The 21,818-nt window shown below is 71.8% G+C and carries 22 protein-coding genes and 1 tRNA gene; 8 read left to right on the top strand and 15 right to left on the bottom strand.

The genetic code is table 11. The features are described from left to right. Nucleotides 1–15: 15 nt before the first annotated feature. Genes D0Z67_RS13065 through D0Z67_RS13080 form a run of 4 tightly spaced genes read right to left on the bottom strand, consistent with a single transcriptional unit; the run spans nucleotide 16 to nucleotide 4,123 of the window. Complete coding sequence (locus D0Z67_RS13065) at nucleotides 16–1,254, bottom strand: ketosynthase chain-length factor (RefSeq protein ID WP_031184014.1); 1,239 nt, start codon at nucleotides 1,252–1,254, stop codon at nucleotides 16–18. A 7-nt stretch (nucleotides 1,255–1,261) separates the two neighbouring features. Further along, complete coding sequence (locus D0Z67_RS13070) at nucleotides 1,262–2,521, bottom strand: beta-ketoacyl-[acyl-carrier-protein] synthase family protein (protein WP_031184013.1); 1,260 nt, start codon at nucleotides 2,519–2,521, stop codon at nucleotides 1,262–1,264. After that, nucleotides 2,518–2,979: a cupin domain-containing protein gene (locus tag D0Z67_RS13075; RefSeq protein ID WP_031184012.1), complete on the bottom strand. Its 462-nt coding sequence runs from the start codon at nucleotides 2,977–2,979 to the stop codon at nucleotides 2,518–2,520. The genes D0Z67_RS13070 and D0Z67_RS13075 overlap by 4 nt, the downstream gene beginning before the upstream one ends. A 58-nt stretch (nucleotides 2,980–3,037) precedes the next feature. After that, nucleotides 3,038–4,123 carry a SchA/CurD-like domain-containing protein gene (locus tag D0Z67_RS13080; RefSeq protein ID WP_031184011.1) on the bottom strand — a complete coding sequence of 362 codons (1,086 nt, stop codon included), beginning with the start codon at nucleotides 4,121–4,123 and terminating at the stop codon, nucleotides 3,038–3,040. A 200-nt stretch (nucleotides 4,124–4,323) separates the two neighbouring features. On the opposite strand from D0Z67_RS13080, the gene D0Z67_RS13085 reads away from it, so the two are divergent. Further along, nucleotides 4,324–5,964: an FAD-dependent oxidoreductase gene (locus D0Z67_RS13085; RefSeq protein ID WP_031184010.1), complete on the top strand. Its 1,641-nt coding sequence runs from the start codon at nucleotides 4,324–4,326 to the stop codon at nucleotides 5,962–5,964. A gap of 70 nt (nucleotides 5,965–6,034) precedes the next feature. On the opposite strand, the gene D0Z67_RS13090 is transcribed toward D0Z67_RS13085, so the two are convergent. Further along, entirely contained in the window at nucleotides 6,035–6,469 is a 435-nt protein-coding gene (locus D0Z67_RS13090; RefSeq protein ID WP_199812245.1) for a MarR family winged helix-turn-helix transcriptional regulator, read from the bottom strand. A 48-nt stretch (nucleotides 6,470–6,517) separates the two neighbouring features. On the opposite strand from D0Z67_RS13090, the gene D0Z67_RS13095 reads away from it, so the two are divergent. Next, nucleotides 6,518–7,273, top strand: a complete 756-nt coding sequence (locus D0Z67_RS13095; protein WP_031184009.1) for an isochorismatase family protein — start codon at nucleotides 6,518–6,520, stop codon at nucleotides 7,271–7,273. A gap of 47 nt (nucleotides 7,274–7,320) precedes the next feature. Here the strand turns inward: D0Z67_RS13095 and D0Z67_RS13100 are convergent. Next, nucleotides 7,321–7,395: transfer RNA gene (locus D0Z67_RS13100), tRNA-Thr, on the bottom strand. 199 nt (nucleotides 7,396–7,594) lie between these two features. Between D0Z67_RS13100 and D0Z67_RS13105 the strand changes: the two genes are divergently transcribed. The 3 genes from D0Z67_RS13105 to D0Z67_RS13115 all read left to right on the top strand — a co-directional run bounded on the left by D0Z67_RS13105 (nucleotide 7,595) and on the right by D0Z67_RS13115 (nucleotide 10,245). Beyond that, nucleotides 7,595–8,734, top strand: coding sequence for an ABC transporter ATP-binding protein (locus D0Z67_RS13105; protein WP_031184008.1), 1,140 nt, complete (start codon nucleotides 7,595–7,597; stop codon nucleotides 8,732–8,734). A gap of 202 nt (nucleotides 8,735–8,936) precedes the next feature. Next, complete coding sequence (locus tag D0Z67_RS13110) at nucleotides 8,937–9,416, top strand: hypothetical protein (RefSeq protein WP_031184007.1); 480 nt, start codon at nucleotides 8,937–8,939, stop codon at nucleotides 9,414–9,416. A 97-nt stretch (nucleotides 9,417–9,513) separates the two neighbouring features. After that, nucleotides 9,514–10,245: a nucleotidyltransferase family protein gene (locus D0Z67_RS13115; protein ID WP_030804456.1), complete on the top strand. Its 732-nt coding sequence runs from the start codon at nucleotides 9,514–9,516 to the stop codon at nucleotides 10,243–10,245. A gap of 75 nt (nucleotides 10,246–10,320) precedes the next feature. Here the strand turns inward: D0Z67_RS13115 and D0Z67_RS13120 are convergent, their stop codons facing one another. The 7 genes from D0Z67_RS13120 to D0Z67_RS13150 all read right to left on the bottom strand — a co-directional run bounded on the left by D0Z67_RS13120 (nucleotide 10,321) and on the right by D0Z67_RS13150 (nucleotide 17,144). Next, complete coding sequence (locus D0Z67_RS13120) at nucleotides 10,321–12,012, bottom strand: DoxX family protein (protein WP_199812244.1); 1,692 nt, start codon at nucleotides 12,010–12,012, stop codon at nucleotides 10,321–10,323. A 128-nt stretch (nucleotides 12,013–12,140) separates the two neighbouring features. After that, nucleotides 12,141–13,079, bottom strand: a complete 939-nt coding sequence (rlmB, locus tag D0Z67_RS13125) for a 23S rRNA (guanosine(2251)-2'-O)-methyltransferase RlmB (protein ID WP_031184005.1) — start codon at nucleotides 13,077–13,079, stop codon at nucleotides 12,141–12,143. A 96-nt stretch (nucleotides 13,080–13,175) separates the two neighbouring features. Next, complete coding sequence (gene cysS, locus D0Z67_RS13130; protein ID WP_031184004.1) at nucleotides 13,176–14,579, bottom strand: cysteine--tRNA ligase; 1,404 nt, start codon at nucleotides 14,577–14,579, stop codon at nucleotides 13,176–13,178. 69 nt (nucleotides 14,580–14,648) lie between these two features. Further along, on the bottom strand, nucleotides 14,649–15,053 hold the full coding sequence (locus D0Z67_RS13135) for a PPOX class F420-dependent oxidoreductase (RefSeq protein WP_031184003.1): 405 nt from the start codon (nucleotides 15,051–15,053) through the stop codon (nucleotides 14,649–14,651). Nucleotides 15,054–15,102: 49 nt separating this feature from the next. Then, nucleotides 15,103–15,597, bottom strand: a complete 495-nt coding sequence (gene ispF / locus D0Z67_RS13140) for a 2-C-methyl-D-erythritol 2,4-cyclodiphosphate synthase (RefSeq protein WP_031184002.1) — start codon at nucleotides 15,595–15,597, stop codon at nucleotides 15,103–15,105. After that, nucleotides 15,587–16,351, bottom strand: coding sequence for a 2-C-methyl-D-erythritol 4-phosphate cytidylyltransferase (ispD, locus tag D0Z67_RS13145; RefSeq protein ID WP_031184001.1), 765 nt, complete (start codon nucleotides 16,349–16,351; stop codon nucleotides 15,587–15,589). The genes ispF and ispD overlap by 11 nt, the downstream gene beginning before the upstream one ends. A gap of 310 nt (nucleotides 16,352–16,661) precedes the next feature. Beyond that, nucleotides 16,662–17,144, bottom strand: coding sequence for a CarD family transcriptional regulator (locus D0Z67_RS13150; protein WP_003953493.1), 483 nt, complete (start codon nucleotides 17,142–17,144; stop codon nucleotides 16,662–16,664). A 561-nt stretch (nucleotides 17,145–17,705) separates the two neighbouring features. Between D0Z67_RS13150 and D0Z67_RS13160 the strand changes: the two genes are divergently transcribed. Continuing rightward, nucleotides 17,706–18,362 (top strand): copper chaperone PCu(A)C domain-containing protein, encoded by a 657-nt coding sequence (locus tag D0Z67_RS13160; protein WP_031184000.1) that lies wholly within the window; start codon nucleotides 17,706–17,708, stop codon nucleotides 18,360–18,362. A gap of 73 nt (nucleotides 18,363–18,435) precedes the next feature. Here D0Z67_RS13160 and phoP read toward each other — a convergent pair whose 3' ends face one another. Continuing rightward, nucleotides 18,436–19,107, bottom strand: coding sequence for a two-component system response regulator PhoP (phoP, locus tag D0Z67_RS13165; RefSeq protein WP_466134857.1), 672 nt, complete (start codon nucleotides 19,105–19,107; stop codon nucleotides 18,436–18,438). Between the two features lie 5 nt (nucleotides 19,108–19,112). Next, nucleotides 19,113–20,384 (bottom strand): two-component system sensor histidine kinase PhoR, encoded by a 1,272-nt coding sequence (gene phoR / locus D0Z67_RS13170; protein WP_031183998.1) that lies wholly within the window; start codon nucleotides 20,382–20,384, stop codon nucleotides 19,113–19,115. Nucleotides 20,385–20,588: 204 nt separating this feature from the next. Between phoR and phoU the strand changes: the two genes are divergently transcribed. Then, nucleotides 20,589–21,260, top strand: coding sequence for a phosphate signaling complex protein PhoU (gene phoU / locus D0Z67_RS13175; RefSeq protein ID WP_031183997.1), 672 nt, complete (start codon nucleotides 20,589–20,591; stop codon nucleotides 21,258–21,260). Between the two features lie 62 nt (nucleotides 21,261–21,322). After that, the gene (locus tag D0Z67_RS13180) at nucleotides 21,323–21,718 is read left to right on the top strand and encodes a DUF6234 family protein (RefSeq protein WP_037776359.1); all 396 of its coding nucleotides are present in this window, start codon (nucleotides 21,323–21,325) and stop codon (nucleotides 21,716–21,718) included. The last annotated feature ends 100 nt before the right edge of the window (nucleotides 21,719–21,818 follow it).

Consider the following 21,818-nt stretch of genomic DNA (forward strand, 5'->3'; position numbering starts at 1 on the left):
TCCTTTGCTGTTCGCCTACTTGGCGCCGTGCCGCAGCACCAGCGCCGAGTTCGACCCCATGAGGCCCCGGCTGAGGACCAGCGCCGTGCGCGGCTGGGCCACGCGGGCGCTCCCGGTCACGAGGTCCAGGTCGTGGCAGACGTCCGTCACGTTCGGCGTCGGCGGGATCAGGCCGTGCTCCATCGCCAGCACCGCCGCCGACACGTCCAGCACCGGTGCCGCGCAGTAGCCGCGGCCGATACCGGTCTTCGGCGCCGTCACCGGCACCCGGCGCCCGTGCGCGCCGAGCGCGTCCGCCAGCGCCAGCGCCTCGGCACGGTCCGCCTCCGGCACCCCGAGGGCGTCGGCGAAGACCATGTCGACCTCCTCCGGCGCGCACCGGGCTTCCGCCAGCGCGGTCCGGATGGCCTGCGCCAGCCCCTCGCGGGACTCCGCCCAGCGGGAGGCCCCGGTGAACGTCGCCGCGTGTCCGGCGATGTACGCCCGGACCTCGGCCCCGCGCTCCCGCGCGGACCGCTCCGCCTCGACGACGAGCATCGCCCCGCCCTCGGCGGGCACGAACCCGCACGCCGCGTCGGTGAAGGGGCGGTACGCCCGCGCCGGGTCGCTCTCGCCGCTCAGCTCCCCGTACCCGAGCTGGCAGACCACCGAGTACGGCGCGAGCGGCGCCTCGGTGGAGCCGGCCACCATCACATCGGTGCCCCGGCGTACCGCGCGGGCGGCGTGTGCGAGGGCGTCCAGACCGCCCGCCTCGTCGGAGGCGACCACCGAGCAGGGCCCCTTGAGGCCCCGCCGGATGGAGATCTGGCCGGTGCTGGCCGCGTAGAACCAGGCGATGGACTGGTACGGGCCGACGAACCGGCTGCCCTTGCCCCACAGCTGCTGGAGCTCGCGCTGGCCGAACTCGCCGCCGCCGGAGCCGGAGGCGGTGACCACCCCGATGGAGAAGGGGTCGGCCTCGGTGTCCGCCTGGCCGAGCCGGGCGTCCTCCAGGGCCAGGTCCGCCGCCGCCATGGCGAAGTGGGTGAAGCGGTCGGTCTGCACCAGGAAGCGTTCCTCGACCACGCCGGGGTCGAACGCGCGGACCTCGCCCGCCACCTTCAGCGGCAGGTCCTCGCAGCCCTCCCGGGTCACCCGGTCCAGGACGCTGATGCCCTCCTGGGTGGACTTCCAGAAGGTCTCGGTGCTGATGCCGTTCGGCGCGACCACCCCGATACCCGTGACGGCCGCGCGCCGTTCCTCGGTTGCGCTCATCGTGTCCTCACTCCCTCGGCCGGGTCAGGATCACCGCGGACTGGAAACCGCCGAACCCGCTGCCCACGGAGAGCACGCCGTTCAGCTTCCGCTCCCGGGCCTCGCGCGGGACGTAGTCCAGGTCGCACTCGGGGTCGGGGGTCTCGTAGTTCGCGGTCGGCGGGACGGCCTGCTTGGCGAGCGCCAGCACACACGCCACCACCTCGATGGCCCCGATCGCCCCGAGGGAGTGCCCCACCATCGACTTGATGGAGCTCATCGGAGTGTCGTAGGCGTGCTGCCCGAGCGCCCGCTTCACCGCGGCCGTCTCGTGGCGGTCGTTCTGCCGGGTGCCGGAACCGTGCGCGTTGACGTAGTCGATCGCGGTCGGGTCGATCCGGGCCTGGTCCATGGCGGTCTCGATCGCGCGGGCCATCTCCAGGCCCTCGGGGGTCAGACCGGTCATGTGGTACGCGTTGCCGAACGTGGCGTACCCGCTCAGCTCGCAGTAGACGTGCGCACCGCGGGCCCGTGCGTGCTCCAGCTCCTCGAGCACCAGCACCGCGCCGCCCTCGCCCATGACGAACCCGTCACGGTTGTTGTCGAACGGGCGGGAGGCGTGCGCCGGGTCGTCGTTGTTCGGGGACGTCGCCTTGATCGCGTCGAAGCACGCCATCGTGATCGGGGATATCGGCGAGTCCGAGGCACCGGCCAGGCATATGTCCGCCCGGCCCTCCTGCACGGTGTGGAAGGCGTACCCGACGGCGTCCAGGCCCGAGGTGCAGCCCGTGGACACCGTCTGGACCGGACCCCGCGCGCCGAACCGTTCGGCCACCGAGGAGGCGACCGTGCTGGGCGAGAACGCCCGGTGCAGTTCGGGACGGGCCTGGGTGTGGTCCACATCCCAGCGCTGGCCGCCATGGCTGACCAGCACATAGTCGTTCTCCAGCCGGGTGGTGCCGCCGACCGCGGTGCCGACCGACACCGCGATCCGCCAGGGGTCCTCGGCCGCGAGGTCGAGTCCCGAGTCGTGCACCGCCTCGTCGCCGGCCACCAGGGCGAACTGGATGTACCGGTCCGACCGCCGTACCTGCTCGGCGTCGAGCCCGTAGGCCGCCGGGTCGAAGTCGCACTCGGCGGCGATCCGTGAACGCAGCCCCGAGGGATCGAAGAAGGTGATGCCGCGCGTCGCGGTCCGGCCGTTGGACAGCAGGTCCCAGAACGCGGGCGTACCGATCCCGCCCGGAGCCACGATGCCTATGCCCGTGACCGCCACCCGCCGGGTCATGAGCGCACCTGTTCCCGGCCGGCGGCGACGGCACCACCGGCCTCGGTCACCACCGCGGCGGCCCCGATCACGTCCGTCTCCTCGGTGTCGACGTGACCGAGCTGCGGACGCGGGGCCAGCGGGCCCAGGTGGAAGACGAGACGCGCCTCCTCGTCACCCACGTTGCGGAAGCGGTGCCGCATGTGGGCGGGGATCATCAGGCCCTGCTCCGGGGCGAGAGGGTGCGCCTCGCCGTCGAGGTCCACCTCCAGCCGGCCGCAGATCACGTACACGAACTCCTCGGAGTACGGGTGGTAGTGCTCCCCGATGCGGTCGCCGGGCTGCACGATGGCCACGCCCATGAAGCCGCTGGTGGAGCCGACCGTCGCCGGGGTCAGCATGGCGCGCAGGTCGCCGCCGCGCCGGGTGTTGTGCTCGGTGTCCTTCAGGTCGATGATCTTGGGACGGTGTTGGATCACAGCTTCCTCCGTGGAATGTGCCGCGTCGGCGGGTGCGGGGTGAGGGGCGGCCACCGGATCAGACGTCCGAGGCGTGGCGGTCGGTGACGAGGTCCATCCGGGCGGCGTCGCCGGCCAGCAGCGTGCGCAGCTCGGCGGCCGCGGCCGGGTCGGCGGGCAGCGCCTCGACGCTGTCGCCGCGCACGTCGACCAGGCGCACCACCACGTCGTCGCGCTGGAAGACCGTGCTGCGCAGCACCGCGCTCGCCGGGTCGTCGGCGGCGGTCTGGTCGTGCTGGGAGAGCAGCTCGGCCAGCCGCATGCCCTGGCCGGCGCGGGCCGGGTAGAACAGCGCGAGGCGCTTGCCCTCCGCCTGCTCGTCGGCGACCACGTGGTGCACCGCGGGCAGCGCCGCACGGGTGAAGAACATCCGGGCCGACTCCTGGTCGTCCAGGTCCCGGTCCTGCTCCAGGTAGGGGTTGATGGCCTCCTCGACCGCCCGCACCTCGGGCTGCCGGGCCACGTGCCGCAGCGCGGCCAGCAGGTCGCCGCGCACCTCGATGGCCCGCACCACCCGGTTGCCCTGCATGAACAGCGAGGTCCGCAGGAGCTGCGTGGTGTCGTCCACCTGGGCCTTCGGCGAGGCGTAGTCCGCGAGGATCGCCGCGACCTTCTCCTCGGTGCCGGGCTTCACGGTGAAGGTGAGCGCGTGCCGGATGACTCCGTCACCGATGCGCGGGTGCGCCTGGAGGCGGCGGCCGGGGGCCGGCTCGACGGGGACCGCGGAGCCGCCCGTCTCACGGACGATGTGGAAGCGCAGCGAACGGGTGTCGCGCACGCAGGAGTGCAGCGGCTCCACCATGTGCACGTGCTCCTCGCTGTTCACCCAGGTGAGAAACGGCGGGGCGCTCTCCCACTCGCTGGTGATGAGCCACTGCGAGGGGTTCTCGATGGACTGGCAGAGCTGGTCGCTGACGTGTCCGGGCACCTGCGTGACCTGGGAGCAGAGCTGCTCGTACGCCTCGAGGAACTGCTGCTGCGCGCCGTCGTACACGTCGACCAGGAGGACGACCCGCAGCGGGGAGCCGTCGAACACGGACTGGGATACACGCCTGGACACCTCGCGTGCCGGCGTTTCTGAGGGACGTTCAGACGTGGTGGTCATCCTGCACACATCTCCTTCGCGGGGCAGAACCGGTGCCGGCCTGGGATCGGGTCCGGCAGCGTTCCTTGATCCTGTGCCGGGCTCCACAAGCCCGCGACTCCTGTGAACCACGTGGGTGATTGGGCACGCGGAGCCGCCGTCACCGGGAAGGAAGAGTCCGAGGCGCCCCACGCGCCCACCCCCAGCCACTGGAGGCTTCGATGCATCAGAAAGCCGACCACCGGGTCCCCGTCCTCATCGTGGGCGGCTCACTGGTGGGCCTGTCCATGTCCGTGTTCCTGGGCCGTCTCGGTGTGCGGCACATGCTCGTCGAACGGCACTCCGGGACCTCGATCCACCCGCGCGGACGCGGCAACAACGTCCGCACGATGGAGCTGTTCCGGGTCGCCGGGGTCGAGCCGGACATCAAGGCGGCGGCCTCGCTCCTCGCCGACAACCACGGCATCCTCCAGACGCCCACCCTTGTGGGTGACGCCGGGGAGTGGCTGTTCCGGAACATCGACCCGGGCGGCGGTCTGGCGAGGTTCAGCCCCACCGCCTGGTGCCTGTGCAGCCAGAACGACCTGGAGCCGGTCCTGCTGGACAGCGCCCGCGAACTCGGCGGCGACCTCCGGTACTTCCACCAGATGGAGTCCTTCGAGCAGGGTGCCGACGGAGTGACGGCGACGGTCTTCGACCGGAACACCGAGGAACGGTTCACCGTCCACGCGGACTACCTCGTCGCCGCCGACGGCCCGCGCAGCCCCGTACGGCGGGCCCTCGGCATCGGGCAGAGCGGACCCGGCGAGCTGTTCGCCAACGTCAGCGTCACCTTCCGGTCCCGCGCGCTGGCCGACGTGGTCGGCGACCGGCGCTTCATCTGCTGCTACCTCACCCACCCGGACGCGGACGGCGCGCTGCTGCCCGTGGACAACAAGGAGAACTGGGTCTTCCACGCGCCCTGGCACCCCGAGCGCGGCGAGACGCTGGAGGACTTCACCGAGGAGCGGCTGCGGGACCACATCCGCCGGGCGGTCGGCGTGGACGAACTCGACGTGAAGATCACCGGTATGGCCTCCTGGCGTGCCGCCGAACGCGTCGCCGACCTCTACTCCTCGGGCCGGGTGTTCCTGGCCGGCGACTCCGCCCACGAGATGTCCCCGACCGGCGCCTTCGGCTCCAACACCGGTATCCAGGACGCCCACAACCTGGCCTGGAAGCTGTCCGCCGTCCTCTCCGGCTGGGCCGGCCCCGGCCTGCTGGAGTCCTACGGCGCCGAGCGCCGCCCGGTCGCGGCCGCCACCAGCGCCCGCGCCTCGGCCCGCTCGGTCGAGCACAGCCACCCCGGCTTCGCCCCGGCCCCCGGGGTGGGCGGCGCCAAGCGCGGCGGCATCCTCAACGTGGTCCTCGGCTACCGCTACCCGGCCGGCGCGGTCCTCGGCGCCGACCCCTACGCCGAGGTCGTCCCGGACGGCCTCGCCCTGGACGGCCGCCCCGGCAGCCGCGCCCCGCACCTCTGGCTCCGCCGGGGCGGCCTGCGGCTGTCCACGCTCGACCTGTACGAGCGCTCGATGGTCCTGCTCACCGACTCCCCCGACGACGCGGGCTGGTACGCGGCGGCCCGCCGCGTGGCGGCGGAGGACGGCGTCGCCCTCGACGCCTACCGCGTCGGTCCCACCCCCGACGCCGACCTCACCTACGACACCGAGGGTGACGACTGGGCGAAGGCCCACGGCACCACGGCCGACGGCGCGGTCCTCATCCGCCCCGACGGCTTCGTCGCCTGGCGCGCGACGAGCGCGGCGGCGGACCCGGACACGGTGCTCCGCGAGGCGCTGACGTCCCTGCTGACACCGGCCTGAGCAGCCCCGGAGGCCGCCCGCACCGTCACCGGTGCGGGCGGCCTCCGTCGTGTCCGGCCTCGCGGCCCCGCTAATCGAACGGCCTGGTCAAGGCCCCGTCAGGGTCCAGCCGTTGGAGTACCGCGTCGGCGATGTCGGCCAGCTGGTCGAGCTGCTCCGGGGTCAGGGCGTCGATGACGCTGTACCGGGCGGTGGCCACATGCCCCGGGGCGGCGGCGAGCTTCTCCCGGCCGGCCTCGGTGAGGCGGGCGTTGGTGGCCCGCTTGTCCTCCGGACAGGGGAAACGGGCCACCAGTCCCCGCTCCTCCAGCCGGCGCACCACATGGGAGAGGCGCGGGAGCGTGGCGTTCGTACGGTCGGCCAGGGCCGTCATGCGCAGCTCGTCCTCGGACGCCTGCGCGAGCACGACGAGCACGTGGTAGTCGAAGTGCGTCAGGTCGGCGTCGCGGCGCAACTGGGCGTCGAGCACACCCGGAAGCAGTTCCAGCACGGCGATCAGTCGCACTCAGGCGCGCATCTGCTGTGAATCCAGCCATCGAGTGGTCATCAGGCCATGTCGAACCGCGAGATCGTCAGCCCCGTCACCGACGGCGTGCAGCCCTGCGCTTCCTCCCCCGAAGAGGCCCGGTCCGCCGGGCGCACGCCGTACGAGAAGCCCACCCCGCAGAACAGCGTGATGCTGCTGATCGACCATCAGATCGGCCTCATGACCAGCATCCGGGACTTCCAGTCGCTCGCCACCCTGCGGGCGAACGTGGTCGGCCTCGGCCGCATCGCCAAGGCCCTGGACATCCCTGTCCTGCTCAGCTCCTCCAACGCCCAGTGGCAGAACGGCGACACGATCCCGGAGCTGAAGGAGCTCTTCCCGGACGAGCCGATCTGCCGCCGCACCGGGATCATCAACTGCTACGAGGACCCGAGCTTCCGCTCCGCCCTGGAGGAGCTGATGGCCCGGACCGGGCGCACCCACGTGATCATCGCGGGCATCACCATCGGCACCTGTACCGCGATGCCGACCCTGGCCATGCTGAACGACGGCTACCGCGTCCTGCCCGTCATCGACGCCTGCGGCGCCTGGAACCAGTACGAGGCCCAGGCGGCCATGACCCGCATGGCGAACACCGGCGCCGAACTCGTCACCACCTTCGCCCTCGGCTGCGAACTCCAGGCCGACTGGAAGCTCCCCACCGCCGAGGCCATGTTCGCCCCCTTCCTCAACGACCTCCCCGAGTACGGCTACCTCATCCAGAACTTCTGGAACAACGCGAACGGCCACACGGTCGAGGACCCCTTCGGCCAGGTCAAGTAACCCAAAAAGGCCCAGGTCAGAAGCACTCTGACCTGGGCCTTTCGCGGAGCCCCCTGTCGGATTCGAACCGACGACCTACGCATTACAAGTGCGTTGCTCTGGCCGGACTGAGCTAAGGAGGCGGGGGCCGGTGGGCCCGTGGGTGCAGTGTACCCAAGCGGGGGTGGGGGGCGGGGGACGGAAATTGAGGAGCGTCCGGGTACTGACAGGGCAGGCCGGGGGCGGGTACGGTCCTGCCAGTTCACCTGGGTGAACCAACGAACCACCTTCCTACAACGGATCGTCCGGCACGTTCCTGCCGGTAGAAGGGGGCCCCTCACCATGGCCACTGTCACGTTCGACAAGGCGACCCGGATCTATCCGGGCTCCACCAAGCCCGCCGTAGACGCGCTGGAGATCGCGATCGAGGACGGCGAGTTCCTCGTCCTCGTCGGCCCGTCCGGCTGCGGCAAGTCCACCTCGCTCCGCATGCTCGCGGGGCTGGAGGACGTCAACGGCGGCGCCATCCGCATCGGTGACCGCGACGTCACCCACCTGCCGCCCAAGGACCGGGACATCGCCATGGTGTTCCAGAACTACGCCCTCTACCCGCACATGACGGTCGCCGACAACATGGGCTTCGCCCTGAAGATCGCGGGCGTCAACAAGGCGGAGATCCGGGCGAAGGTCGAGGAGGCCGCCAAGATCCTCGACCTCACCGAGTACCTGGACCGCAAGCCCAAGGCGCTCTCCGGCGGTCAGCGCCAGCGTGTCGCGATGGGCCGGGCGATCGTCCGCGAGCCGCAGGTCTTCCTCATGGACGAGCCGCTGTCCAACCTGGACGCCAAGCTCCGCGTCTCCACCCGTACCCAGATCGCCTCCCTCCAGCGGCGTCTGGGCATCACCACCGTCTACGTCACCCACGACCAGGTCGAGGCCATGACGATGGGCGACCGGGTGGCCGTGCTCAAGGACGGTCTGCTCCAGCAGGTCGACACCCCGCGCAACATGTACGACCGCCCCGCCAACCTCTTCGTGGCCGGCTTCATCGGCTCCCCCGCGATGAACCTCGTCGAGGTGCCGATCACCGACGGCGGTGTGAAGTTCGGCAACAGCGTGGTGCCGGTCAGCCGGGACGCGCTCTCGGCCGCCGCCGACCGGGGCGACACCACCGTGACGGTCGGCGTCCGCCCCGAGCACTTCGACGTGGTCGAGCTGGGCGGCGGCACGGCGGCCACCACGCTGACCAAGGACAGCGCCGACGCCCCGGCCGGCCTCGCCGTCTCGGTGAACGTCGTCGAGGAGCTGGGCGCCGACGGGTACGTGTACGGCGCCGTCGAGGTCGACGGGGACGTGCGGGACCTCGTCGTCCGGGTGAACGGCCGTCAGGTGCCGGAGAAGGGCTCCACGCTGCACGTCGTGCCGCGGCCGGGCGAGATCCACGTGTTCTCGACCTCCACGGGCGAGCGTCTCTCCGACTGACCGGCGCACACAGGCAGTTCACAGGGAGGGGGCCTCGCGGGGCCCCCTTCCGCGCACCCCGGCACGGTTGTGCCGATATCCCTGCACAGGGGCCGATTCGGGCGCCCGGCGTCAACCCCCTACCCAGAAAGCAGCGCGACTTCATCCCCCGTAAGGGTGACTAAATGTCGCCAAATCAGCACCGAGCGCTACCCTCACTCGCGTGACGCACTCCACCACCCCTCAGACGCGACGCGGCCACCGGGGCGGCCCTGCCCGCCGGATCGGCCGCACTCTCGCCCTCGTCCTGCCCGTCGTCCTGGTGCTCTCCGGAACCCTCGCGGTCACGCGGGTCAACTGGACCGGGGACTCCGAAGGCTCCGTGCTCACCGCCTCGGACGTCGCCCAGGCCCCCGCGAAGGCCGGCACCGCCCGTACGGTCACGGCGAAGAAGGCGGCGCCGCAGGACGTCCTGCGCGACCGGCTGCTGACCGAGCTTCAGGACAAGAACCCCGGCGTGGTCCTCACCCACCTCCAGCAGGCGGTCAACGGCCACCCGGCGCTCGCCGAGCACTGCACCTCCATCGCCCGCACCCTGGGCCGCGCGGCGGTCCGCCTCTACGGCGCCTCCCGCGCCCAGTCCTACGCCCGCCCGGTGTGCGACACGTCGTTCGCGACGGGTGTGCTGGCGGCACATAGCTGATCCACACATGGCGGGTCGGCACACGGTGGGCCGGCACATACAGGCGGCCCTGTCGTGCCCCCTGGACCCCGCCGGGGCGCCACGTACAGTTCGGGGCATGACCCATCCGAACGTCGCTGCGCGCCCCACCCAAGCCGTCGTCCTGGCCGGTGGCCAGGGCTCCCGGCTGCGCCCCTACACGGACGACCGGCCCAAGCCGATGGTCGAGATCCCCGGCACGGGCACCCCGATCATCGGCCACCAGCTCAACTGGCTGGCCGAAGAGGGCGTCACGGACGTGGTGGTCTCCTGCGGCCACCTCGCCGAGGTCCTCCAGAAGTGGCTGGCCACGGCCGAGCTGCCGCTGTCGGTGACCACCGTCGTGGAGACCGAGCCGCTCGGCCGCGGCGGCGGCCTGAAGTACGCCGCCGCGCACCTCCCCCGCCCCGACCGGCCCTGGTACGCCACCAACGGCGACATCTGGACCCGCTTCTCCCTGCGGGACATGGCCGACTTCCACACCGAGCGGGACGCGGTCGCCACCCTCGCGCTGGCCCGGCCGCGCATCCCCTGGGGCGCCGTGCGCACGGACGGCTTCGGGCACATCACCGACTTCATCGAGGCCCCGCCGTCCACCGTCGAGATCAACGCCGGTGTGTACGTCTTCTCCCCCGAGTTCCGCGACCTGCTGCCCGACCGGGGCGACCACGAGCGCGCCACCTTCCCCCGCCTGGCCCGTGAGCGCAAGCTCGCCGGGTTCCCGCTGCCCCAGGGCTCCTACTGGCGGGCCATCGACACCGTCAAGGACCTCACCGAGGCCGCCAAGGAGCTGGACGCCGACCGCGCCTGACGAGCATGCGCAGAAGGGCCCCGCACCTCACCAGAGGTACGGGGCCCTTCGTCTGCCCGAGGCCCGAGGAGGGCGTCAGTTGCCGAACAGACCGCCCACCAGGCCGGGCTGACCGGTGGAGGAGCCACCCGCGTCGCCGCCACCGCCGGAGTCCGTACCGCCGCCCGTGGTGCCCGAGCCGGTGCCGCCGGTCGCGGTACCGCCCGCGCTGGTCGGCCCCGCCGTGGTGCTGGGGGCGCCGCCACCGCCACCGGTGGTCGGGGTGGTCCGCTGGGGCGGGGCCTGGCCCGTGGTGCCCTGGGTCTGGCTGGGCGCCGCCGGAGCCGTACCGGCCGTACGGCCCGCCCCCGGGGTGCCGGCCGCGCCGGACGGGCTCGCCCCCGCCGAGGCACCGCCCGTGGGCGCGCTGGACGCCGAGGGGCTGGCCTGCCTGCGCGGGGCACCGGGCTCCGAGGGCAGCGGCGAACCGGGCTGGTTGTTGCGCGGCGCCTCACCGGGACCGGGCACGACCACCCGGCCGGAGTCGCGCACCGCACCGCCGAGCAGCGAGCCGACCAGCAGGGTCAGCCCGACCGTCACGACGGTGATCAGCGCGCCCCGGCGCAGCACGTACCGGCGCAGGTCCCAGATGTCGGCGCGCGGACCCAGGGTGCGCCAGGCGCTGCCCGCGAGCCTGCCGTCCACGGAGTACACCGGGGCGCCCGCGATGACCAGCGGGGACCAGGCGGCCAGGTAGATGATGTCGGGCGCGTCGTACGCCGGGACCGTCTTCCAGCTCACGGTCACGATGAGCGCGGCCGAGAGCAGCGCGCCCACCACCGCGGCGACCCGCTGCCAGCAGCCCAGGATGGTCAGCACACCGACCACGACCTGGAGGAAGGCGATGACCAGCCCGGAGCCCACCGGGTGGTGCAGCGCGAACTGGCGCAGCGGCTCGGCCACGTCCCACGGGTGCAGGGTGTTGAGCCACTTGACCATGGAGCCGCGCTCGCCGCCGTCGAAGTAGACGGGGTCGCACAGCTTGCCCATGCCGGCGTAGATCGAGATGAAGCCGAGGAAGACGCGCAGCGGGAGCAGGACCACGCCGAGGTTCATCCGGCGGCCGGGGTAGTACGCGTGCCGCGCCGGGTCGTCGCCGCGCCGGGCGGCCCGCGAGCCGGGCCGGACGGCCGGCTCGTCGGGGTCGAACTCGTCGCTGACGTACGGCGATTCGTACGGGGGCTCGTCGTACGGCGGCTCGTCGTAGGCGCTGCCGACCGGGCGCATGTGGGGCAGCAGCCGGGTGCCGCCGTCCGGGCCGGTGCGCTGGTGGCCGAGGACGGGGGTCTCCACCGTCGAGTCGAGCTGGTCGTAGGCGTCCGCGTAGCCGGTGTGGTCCGGGCCGGGACGCGGGATGACCTGGGTGGCACCGGCCGGCTCGTCGGGGTGGCCCACGCTGCTGCCCCGGACGGCCTGGAGCAGGCGGTGGGTGCCGGTGTCGTCCGGCGCGGACCGGCCGCTCCAGACGACCGGACGGCGGCGGCCCGCGGACCCTCCCGCCGGGGTCCCGGACATGCGCGCGGGGTCCTGAGCGCTCAGGTGCCGGGCGATTCTCGGGGACTGGGCGCGCCTGCCCGCCGTCCCCAACTGCACGCGGAAGCTGGCGTGATTGACGATGACCTGCGCCGGATCGCTCGGCACCTTCACCATGCTCAGCGCGGGAGCGTCGTCGAAGCCCGACGAGCGGTCCCCCGTGGGAGTGCGGGGTGTTCTGGTGTCCACACTCATCTAACCGAGTGACGCCGAGTTAGGACACTGCTTTGACCGGCCCGATGTGTCCGGGCCGCGTCAAAGTCGTCGTGAACGCCGGTCATCCCCCGGAATTACCGCATCCGGGGGAATTGCCGAACGGTCGTTCAGGAGCGGCGGCGGGACGCCTCGTACAGCACCACACCGGCGGCGACACCGGCGTTGAGGGACTCCGCGCCACCCGGCATGGGGATGCGGACCCGGTGGTCGCAGGTCTCGCCGACCAGGCGGGACAGGCCCTTGCCCTCGCTGCCGACCACGATGACGACCGGACCGGACAGCGCCGCCAGGTCGCCCACCTCGGCCTCGCCGTCGGCGGCCAGGCCGACCACGGTGATCCCGGCCTTCTTGTACTGCTCCAGGGTCCGGGTGAGGTTGGTGGCACGGGCGACCGGCGTACGGGCGGCGGCGCCGGCCGACGACTTCCAGGCACCGGCGCTCATGCCGGCCGAGCGGCGCTCGGGCACGACCACGCCGTGCCCGCCGAAGGCGGAGACGGAGCGGACGACGGCACCGAGGTTGCGCGGGTCGGTGACGCCGTCGAGGGCGACGATCAGCGGGTCCTCGCCCTTGTCGTAGGCGCCGGCGGGCAGGTCCTCGGGGTGCGCGTACTCGTACGGCGGGACCTGCAGGACGAGGCCCTGGTGGTTCAGGCCGTTGGTCATCCGGTCCAGCTCGGGGCGCGGGGCCTCCATGAGGTGGATGTTGCCGCGCTCGGCGGCGAGCTGGAGGGCCTCGCGGACGCGCTCGTCGTTGTCGATGAACTGCTGGACGTAGAGCATGGTGGCGGGCACGCCGTCACGCAGTGCCTCGTACACCGGGTTACGGCCGACGACCAGCTCGGAGGTGGACCGGCCGCCGCCCTTGCGCTGCTGGGGGCGGCCCTGGGCGCGGCGGACCTTGGCGGCGGCGGCGCGCTGCTTGGCGTGGCCCTTGCGTGCCTCGGCGGGGGGCGTGGGGCCCTTGCCCTCCAGGCCACGGCGCCGCTGGCCGCCGCTGCCGACCTGGGCACCCTTCTTGCCGGACATGCGGCGGTTGTTCGCCATGAGTTACCCGTCTCCGTGAGCGTTCGTACGTATGTATGCAGTGTGCCGCCCGGATCGCCGGGCGGCACACTCGATCAAGCCCGTGGCCGACCGCGCCTAGCGCGGGCCGAGGCTCCAGCGCGGGCCCTGGGGGCTGTCCTCGACGACCAGGCCGGACTGGCCGAGCTGGTCGCGGATGGCGTCGGCGGTGGCCCAGTCCTTGCGGCCGCGGGCGGACTCGCGCTGCTCCAGGACGAGCCGGACGAGGCTGTCCACCACGCCGTGGAGGTCTTCGCCGCGCTCGCCGCCCTCACCGGCCCACTCGGGGTCCAGCGGGTCGAGCCCGAGGACGCCGAGCATGGCGCGCACCTCGGCGAGGCGGGCGACGGCCGCCTCCTTGTCGTCGGCGGCCAGCGCGCTGTTGCCCTGCCGGACGGTGGTGTGCACGACGGCGAGGGCCTGCGGCACGCCCAGGTCGTCGTCCATCGCCTCGGCGAAGGCCGGCGGCACCTCGGCAGCCGGGGCGACCTCGCCCCCGGCCTTCTCCAGCGCGCGCTGCACGAAGCCCTCGATGCGCGCGAACGCCACCTCGGCCTCGCGCAGCGACTCCTCGCTGTACTCGATCATCGAGCGGTAGTGCGGGGTGCCGAGGTAGTAGCGCAGGACGATGGGACGCCACTGCTTGACCATCTCGGAGACCAGCACGCTGTTGCCGAGCGACTTGGACATCTTGTCGCCCGCCATGGTCACCCACGCGTTGTGCACCCAGTACCGGGCGAAGTCGTCGCCGAACGCCTTGGCCTGGGCGATCTCGTTCTCGTGGTGCGGGAAGATCAGGTCCAGCCCGCCGCCGTGGATGTCGAAGACGGTGCCCAGGTACTTGTGCGCCATGGCCGAGCACTCCAGGTGCCAGCCGGGGCGGCCGGGCCCCCAGGGGGTCGGCCAGCTCGGCTCGCCCGGCTTGACCGCCTTCCACATGGCGAAGTCGCGCGGGTCCCGCTTGCCGGTCTCGCCCTCGCCGGACGGCTGGAGCAGGTTGTCCAGCTCCTGCCGGGACAGCTCCAGGTACTCGCCCCAGGAGCGCACGTCGAAGTAGACGTTGCCGTCGGCCTCGTAGGCGTGGCCGCGCTCGATGAGGCCCTGCATCATCTCGATCATCTCGGTGATGTGGCCGGTGGCGCGGGGCTCGTAGGTGGGCGGCAGGCAACCGAGCGCGGCGTAGGCGTCGTTGAACGCCCGCTCGTTCTCGTACCCGATGGCCCACCAGGGGCGCTTCTGCTCGTGGGCCTTGTTGATGATCTTGTCGTCGATGTCCGTGACGTTGCGGACGAACGTCACGTCGTAGCCGCGGTACTCGAACCAGCGGCGCATGATGTCGAAGTTCAGGCCCGAGCGGATGTGCCCGATGTGCGGTGCGGCCTGCACGGTGGCGCCACACAGGTAGATCGAGACACAGCCCGGCTGGACCGGGGTGAAGTCGCGGATCTGCCGGGCGCTGGTGTCGTACAGGCGAATGGTCACGCCACCAGGGTAGTGGGCGCATTGCGATGCAATGCGCCCGGACGGGAAAACGGCCGTCCGCCGGCCCCCTCAGAGGCTGCCGACCACCTTGCGCGGGCTAATCCGGACGACGACCCGCTCGGCGTCATTGGCGGAGGCCGGGTTGAACTCGGCGTACTTCTTGCCGGTGTACTTCAGGGACAGCTCGTCGATCAGCGCCTGGCCGCCCTCGGTGGTCATCTCGGCGGTGCCGCGGATCTCGGCGTACTCGTAGGGGTTCTCCGGGTCCACGACGACGACGGTGACCCTCGGGTCGCGCTTGAGGTTCTTCTCCTTGCGCCGGTCGACCGTGGTGGAGATCAGGACGTCGTCCCCGTCCCGCTTCACCCACACCGGTGACATCTGCGGGCTTCCGTCGGGCTGGACGGTGCCGACGACGATGAACACGGGCGTGTCCAGCAGGGACTTGAGCCGGTCGGACAGCGCAGCGGACATGGAGATCCTCCTCGATCGACGGTGGCTGTGCGGGTACCCTCGCACGCGCCTACGACACGCGCACCACGAGGGCGGTGGCGATGGCCATCAGCCCCTCGTCCCGGCCGGGGAAGCCGAGCCCGTCGGTGGTCGCACCGGAGACCGAGACCGGGGCACCGACGGCGGCGCTGAGAATCCGCTGCGCCTCGTCCCGCCGCTTGCCGATCTTCGGGCGCGGCCCGACGACCTGCACCGCGACATTGCCGACGGCGAAGCCCGCCTCCCGCACGATCCGGGCCGCCTCGGTCAGCAGGGTGACCCCGGACGCGCCGGACCACTCGGGCCGGCCGGTGCCGAAGTGCCGGCCCAGGTCACCGAGCCCGGCGGCGGAGAACAGCGCGTTGCAGGCGGCGTGCGCGACCACGTCGGCGTCGGAGTGCCCGGCCAGTCCCGGCCCGGAGTCCTCCCACTTCAGCCCGGCGCACCACAGCTCGCGGCCGTCCTCGAAGGCGTGGATGTCGGTGCCGATGCCCACCTGGGGCAGGGCGGGGAGCTCAGAAGCCATCGTTGAGCCTCCTGCGGGTGAGGACCGCCTCGGCGAGGACGAGGTCCAGCGGGCGGGTCACCTTGAACGCCTCCTCGTGGCCGGGCACGGTCACGACCCGCTCGCCGAGCCGCTCGACCATGCTCGCGTCGTCGGTGACGTCGTCCAGGACCGTCTCGTGGGCGCGGATCAGCGTGGCCCGGTCGAAGCCCTGGGGGGTCTGCACGGCGCGAAGCCGGGCCCGGACGGGGGTGCCGAGCACCGGCTCGGGCTCGCCGGGGACGGCCGCGGGTTCGACCTCCTTGACCGTGTCGGCCAGCGGCAGCGCCGGGACCACGGCCGGGGCGCCGGCGCGCACCGCCTCGACGACCGTGTCCACGGTGTCGACGGGGACGAGGGGGCGGGCGGCGTCGTGCACGAGGACGACGTCGTAGGCGGGGGGCAGGGCGTCCAGGCCCAGACGCACCGACTCCTGGCGGCTCTCCCCGCCGGGCACTACCAGGAAGTCCGTGCGCTCGGGCAGCGCGTGCGCGTCCAGCAGCGACTTGACCTCGGCGGCGCCGTCCGGCGGGGCGACGACGACCACCAGGGAGACGTGCCGGGAGGCGGCCAGGGCGCGGATCGCGTGGATCAGCATGGGCGTGCCGTTCAGCGCGCGGAGCGCCTTGGGGGCGCCCGGGCCGAGGCGTACGCCCCGGCCTGCGGCCGGGATCACGGCGGCGACACGGCTGTCCTGGCGCGGCTCGGCGGGCGCGGGACGCGATTCGTCAGACATCGGTTCCTGTCAGGTTTGTGTGCTCGGGGCCGGTGGGTAGTGGCTGGAGGAGCGCCTGGGCACGACTTGACCGGACCCCTTCCGTGAACCATGGTCGAGTCGTACGCAGGGAGCGGTACGACGGTGGTGGACCACCGGAGCACGATCACAAGAGCACAGAGGTCAAGAGCAAAGAGGCAGCGCGCAGACGAAGAGGCAAGCGGGGACGAATATGCCGCAGCGCCCGGCGACAGGGTGAGTGTCATCGGGCACCACGGCATTTTTGCTGCGCTGGACGTGACGGCGGGCGAGACCTACCGCCCGCTTCGTGTCAGGAGGCGAGTACCTCGTCGAGCAGCGCCTCGGCCTTGTCCTCGTTGGTGTTCTCCGCGAGGGCCAGCTCGCTCACCAGGATCTGGCGGGCCTTGGCGAGCATGCGCTTCTCACCGGCGGAGAGTCCGCGCTCGCGCTCGCGGCGCCACAGGTCACGCACGACTTCCGCGACCTTGATGACGTCGCCGGAGGCGAGCTTCTCCAGATTTGCCTTGTAGCGGCGCGACCAGTTCGTGGGCTCCTCGGCGTACGGCGCGCGCAGCACCTCGAAGACCCGGTCCAGCCCGTCCTGACCGACCACATCACGCACGCCGACGAACTCCGCATTGTCCGCTGGCACACGTACCGTCAGGTCGCCCTGGGCGACCTTCAGCACCAAGTAGGTCTTGTCCACGCCTTTGATCTGACGAGTTTCGATTGCCTCGATCAGCGCGGCCCCGTGATGGGGATAGACCACGGTGTCGCCAACCTTGAACGTCATGTGACAGGTACCCCTTCCGTGGCTATCCAGGGTAACACGGATACGGCGTCTTCTGAATGGCGTTTTCGCAGGTCAGGGCATATCTCGGGGCTTGACAACAGCAACAGGAACGTGCTGCGGACCACCTGCGGAACCGGGAATTCGCAGGTGGGAGCCACTCTGCGTGCAGAGTGAAACATCTACGTCACACGCCTCAGAGAGCCGCCACGATCGGTTGAATGTCCCGGTTTGCCCGCTTCCAAGCGTACGACTTCCGCTCCTGCGTTCGATGGCCGGAGCCGGGTACGAGACGAATCCGGAATTGATCACGCCACCCGGCGGTGATCAATTCCGGACACGCGCGTATTCCTTCACGGAAATGCCAATCCGAATGGCGGACGGGAAGCGCGTGCCGGGTGATCAGGGGTGTGTCCGGTACCCCCAGCGGGAGGGAAGCGCGGCCGTTGGGGAGGGTCGGGTGCGGCGGCACGTGAACGGCTCGGTAGCCTGAGGGCGCTGACAGATCCTTAGGGCGGCTTTACAGGACAGCCGCCCCTGTGCGTTCAAGGAGTTGCCGCCGCCGTGAGCAGCAGCCTTCGACGCGGCGTCCTCGCCGCATCCGCCCTCGCGTTCTCGATCGCCTCGCTCGCCGCCTGCGGCGCCGGCAACAACGCCCAGACCCTGGAGATCCGGCCGGACAACGCCGAGACCAGTGTCGGGGCCATCAAGGTGCAGAACGCCCTCGTCATCACCCAGCCCGACGCCAAGGCCAACGGCCCGGCCGCCGTCGCCGCCACGCTGTTCAACAGCGGCGCGACCGACCAGGACCTCCAGTCGATCGCCGTCGACGGCAGCGACGCCAAGGTCGAGCTGAAGCCCGCCAAGGGCGGCAAGCTCACCGTCCCGGCCCACGGCCGGCTCGTCATCGGCGGCAAGGACAACGCCTCCGCCATGCTGGCCAGCGGCCGCGAGGCGGTCCAGAACGGCAACGCGCAGAAGATCACCTTCACCTTCAGCAAGACCGGCACCGTCGGTCTGCGCGCCTTCGTCGTCCCGGCGACCAGCTACTTCAGCGGCTGGGGCCCGAGCGAGGTGCCCTCCGCGCCCGCCGCCGCGACCTCCTCGCCGTCCGGCAGCCCGTCCGGCAGCCCCTCCGCGAGCGACAAGCCCGCGGGCGACAAGCCCTCCGCCCCGGCGTCCTCCCCGAGCGACTCCGCGTCGGCGTCCGCGGGGCACTGAGCCCGCAGGCCGTGACTGAAGGGGGGCACCCGGCCGGGTGCCCCCCTTCAGTCATGTGCCGGGCCCGTACGGCCTACGGCTCGAACTTGTAGCCCAGCCCGCGCACCGTCACCAGATAGCGCGGCGCGCCCGGGTCCGGCTCGATCTTGGCGCGCAGCCGCTTCACATGGACGTCGAGGGTCTTGGTGTCGCCCACGTAGTCCGCGCCCCACACCCGGTCGATGAGCTGCATCCGGGTCAGCACCCGGCCGGCGTTGCGCAGCAGCATCTCCAGCAGATCGAACTCCTTCAGCGGCAGGTCGACCTTGGCCCCGGACACCGTCACCACATGGCGGTCGACGTCCATCCGGACCGGCCCGGCCTCCAGCGCCGCCGGGGTGACCTCCTCCGGCTCACCGCGCCGGCGCAGCACCGCGCGGATACGGGCGACCAGCTCGCGGGAGGAGAAGGGCTTGGTGACGTAGTCGTCGGCCCCTATCTCCAGGCCGACGACCTTGTCGATCTCGCTGTCCTTGGCGGTCACCATGATCACCGGGACGTTGGAGCGGCCGCGCAGCTGGCGGCACACCTCGGTGCCGGGCAGCCCCGGCAGCATCAGGTCCAGCAGCACCAGGTCGGCGCCGTTGCGTTCGAACTCGTCCAGGCCGTCGGGGCCGGTCGCGGCGACGGCGACCTCGAAACCCTCCTTGCGCAGCATGTACGACAGGGCGTCGGAGAAGGACTCCTCGTCCTCGACGACGAGCACTCGGGTCACGGAAGGACCTCCGGGGAGGGAAGCGAAGCGTACGGGGACTGGTCGGCCGTGCCGGACGCGTCGTCGAGTCCGGGATGCCTGGCCGCGCGGTCGCGGGCGACGCCCGCCTCCGGCAGCCGCAGGGTGAAGGTGGAGCCCTGGCCCTCGGCGCTCCACACCGAGACCTCGCCGCCGTGCGAGGCGACCACGTGCTTGACGATGGCGAGGCCGAGGCCGGTGCCGCCGGTGGCGCGCGAGCGGGCGGGGTCGACGCGGTAGAAGCGCTCGAAGATGCGCTCCTTGTCCCTGTCGGAGATGCCGATGCCCTGGTCGGTGACGGCGAGTTCGATCAGCTCGCCGCCCGGGGCGGAGATCCGGCGGGCGGAGATGCCCACGCGGGTGTGGGCCGGGGAGTAGTTGACGGCGTTCTCGACAAGGTTGCCGAGGGCCGCGGCGAGCTGGCCGCGGTTGCCCCAGACGTGCAGGCCGGCCCGTACCGCGCCGCGCGGGTCCTGGATGGCGGTGGCCATGGTGATCTGTTTCGTGCCGGCCTGGTGGCGGCAGCGGTCGACGGCCTCGGCGACCAGCTCGTCCACCCGGACCGGCTCGGCGTCCTCCAGCGGGTCGTCGTTCTGCACCCGCGAGAGGTCGATCAGCTCCTGCACCAGGTTGGTCAGCCGGGTGGCCTCGATCTGCATCCGCCCGGCGAAGCGCTGGACCGCGTCGGGTTCGTCGGAGGCGTCCATGACAGCCTCGGAAAGCAGCGAGAGCGCTCCTACGGGGGTTTTCAGCTCGTGGCTCACATTGGCCACGAAGTCACGGCGTACCGCCTCGATGCGACGGGCCTCGGTCAGATCCTCGACCAGGAGCAGCACCAGCCGGGAGCCGAGCGGGGCCACGCGCGCGGACACGGCCAGGGCCTCGCCCCGTCCGGTGCCGCGCCGGGGCAGGTCCAGCTCGACCTGTCGTATCTCCCCGTCGCGCCGGGTGTCGCGCGCCATCTGGAGCATCGGCTCCACGGCGAGCTTGCCGCCCCGGACGAGTCCGAGGGCGTACGCGGCGGAGCTGGCCTTGACCACGGCGTCGGCCTCGTCGAGGACGACGGCGGAGGAGCGGAGCACCGAGAGCACGGTGTCCACGCCGGGCGGGAGCACCGCGTCGGTGTGCAGGGAGGTACGGGTGGGGCGCTTCTGGTCGCGTTCGCTCCAGCGGAACGCCAGCATGGCGATGACACCGGTGAGTACACCGGCGATCGCCGCCGCTGCGGCGACCGCCGCGTTCACGTCCATGTCACAAGGTTAGGCATGGCGTCCGCCCCGGCCACAGCCACCGTCGTGCGACCTCGGGCACTCGTCGCCCAGAGTTCACCTCCAGGCCAGTGGTGGTTCATTCATGCGGGCGGAAACGGACGCGTACGGGACGCAACGTGGGAGCGTGGGGTTCGGCCAGGTACTTGGGGCCCCCGGAAGACACGTAGTAGGAGAGGGAACCTGATGCGGGACGCGTACCACGAGGAACTGGACTCGATCGGCGACGGTCTGGTGGAGATGGCCCGGCTGGTCGGCTCCGCGATCGGGCGCGCCACCACCGCCATCCTGGACGCCGACCTGAAGCTGGCCGAGAGCGTGATCGAGGCGGACCAGCGGGTCGACGAACTCCAGCACGACCTGGAGGCGCGGGCGATAGCCCTGCTGGCGCGGCAGCAGCCGGTGGCGACGGACCTGCGCATCGTCGTCACCTCGCTCCGGATGTCGGCCGACCTGGAGCGCTCGGGCGACCTCGCCCAGCACGTGGCCAAGCTGACCCGGCTGCGGTTCCCCGAGCGCGCGGTCCCGCAGGACCTGCACGCCACCATCCTGGAGATGGGCCAGCTCGCGCAGCGCCTCATGGCGAAGGCGGCGGAGGTCATCATCACCAAGGACGTCGACCTGGCGCTCCAGCTGGAGCAGGACGACGACGACATGGACCTCCTCCACCGCACCCTCTTCCAGCACCTCATCGACGACCGCTGGAAGCACGGCATCGAGACGGCGGTCGACGTCACCCTGCTGGGCCGCTACTACGAGCGGTACGCGGACCACGCGGTGGCCGTCGCGAAGCGCGTCGTCTACCTCGTGACGGGCGAACACGCGGACGAGCTCCAGCAGGAGAACACGGGGGGCTGAGCGGCCCTCTCTGAGTACGGGTACTCATGTGCGGCCCCGCCGGCCAGCCGCACGCTGCCTCCATGACCGAATCCCTCCCGGCCCCAAGACGCCGGTTCCCCTGGTCGCACCGGACCCGCCTGGGCGTGGACCTGGCGCTGGCTATCCCGCTGTTCCTCCTGGAGATCGTTTGGGTGGTGCTGGACGCGGTATACGGGCGCGGCCTCGAGGTATGGGCGGCGCAGGGCGAACAGGCGCGGATCGACGCGGCCGACCTCGCGTTCATGGACCGCCTGCAGGTCCTGCAGATCGTGGTCGTCGTCCTGGCCGTCCTCGCGGCGGTCTTCCGCGCCCGCTGGACGGCGATCGCCCACCTGCTGGTGGCCCTCTTGCTGGGCGGCGCGCTGGCGGGCGAGCACCGCGACGGGGAGAAGAGCCACTCGGCACCGGGGTGTGTCAGGTACAGCGCGAACTGTTGAGAGCGGCTGGTGCCCTCCGTGCCGTAGAAGCCTGGGCGCGGGGGGCTCGCGGTGGTGATGTTCGGCGTGCGGGCGCATCCGTGCGCCGTTGATGCGCCCA

This window comes from Streptomyces seoulensis (assembly GCF_004328625.1).
Lineage (GTDB): Bacteria > Actinomycetota > Actinomycetes > Streptomycetales > Streptomycetaceae > Streptomyces > Streptomyces seoulensis.

Excerpts from the sequence above, each read along its gene's own strand:
- ispF (WP_031184002.1), bottom strand. The coding sequence starts at position 15,597 with ATGGCTTCTGAGCTCCCCGCCCTGCCCCAGGTGGGCATCGGCACCGAC.
- rlmB (WP_031184005.1), bottom strand. The coding sequence starts at position 13,079 with ATGGCGAACAACCGCCGCATGTCCGGCAAGAAGGGTGCCCAGGTCGGC.
- D0Z67_RS13120 (WP_199812244.1), bottom strand. The coding sequence starts at position 12,012 with ATGAGTGTGGACACCAGAACACCCCGCACTCCCACGGGGGACCGCTCG.
- D0Z67_RS13065 (WP_031184014.1), bottom strand. The coding sequence starts at position 1,254 with ATGAGCGCAACCGAGGAACGGCGCGCGGCCGTCACGGGTATCGGGGTG.
- D0Z67_RS13115 (WP_030804456.1), top strand. The coding sequence starts at position 9,514 with ATGACCCATCCGAACGTCGCTGCGCGCCCCACCCAAGCCGTCGTCCTG.
- D0Z67_RS13070 (WP_031184013.1), bottom strand. The coding sequence starts at position 2,521 with ATGACCCGGCGGGTGGCGGTCACGGGCATAGGCATCGTGGCTCCGGGC.
- D0Z67_RS13135 (WP_031184003.1), bottom strand. The coding sequence starts at position 15,053 with ATGTCCGCTGCGCTGTCCGACCGGCTCAAGTCCCTGCTGGACACGCCC.
- phoR (WP_031183998.1), bottom strand. The coding sequence starts at position 20,384 with ATGGACGTGAACGCGGCGGTCGCCGCAGCGGCGGCGATCGCCGGTGTA.
- ispD (WP_031184001.1), bottom strand. The coding sequence starts at position 16,351 with ATGTCTGACGAATCGCGTCCCGCGCCCGCCGAGCCGCGCCAGGACAGC.
- D0Z67_RS13095 (WP_031184009.1), top strand. The coding sequence starts at position 6,518 with ATGTCGAACCGCGAGATCGTCAGCCCCGTCACCGACGGCGTGCAGCCC.
- phoU (WP_031183997.1), top strand. The coding sequence starts at position 20,589 with ATGCGGGACGCGTACCACGAGGAACTGGACTCGATCGGCGACGGTCTG.
- D0Z67_RS13180 (WP_037776359.1), top strand. The coding sequence starts at position 21,323 with ATGACCGAATCCCTCCCGGCCCCAAGACGCCGGTTCCCCTGGTCGCAC.
- D0Z67_RS13080 (WP_031184011.1), bottom strand. The coding sequence starts at position 4,123 with ATGACCACCACGTCTGAACGTCCCTCAGAAACGCCGGCACGCGAGGTG.
- D0Z67_RS13085 (WP_031184010.1), top strand. The coding sequence starts at position 4,324 with ATGCATCAGAAAGCCGACCACCGGGTCCCCGTCCTCATCGTGGGCGGC.
- D0Z67_RS13105 (WP_031184008.1), top strand. The coding sequence starts at position 7,595 with ATGGCCACTGTCACGTTCGACAAGGCGACCCGGATCTATCCGGGCTCC.
- D0Z67_RS13150 (WP_003953493.1), bottom strand. The coding sequence starts at position 17,144 with ATGACGTTCAAGGTTGGCGACACCGTGGTCTATCCCCATCACGGGGCC.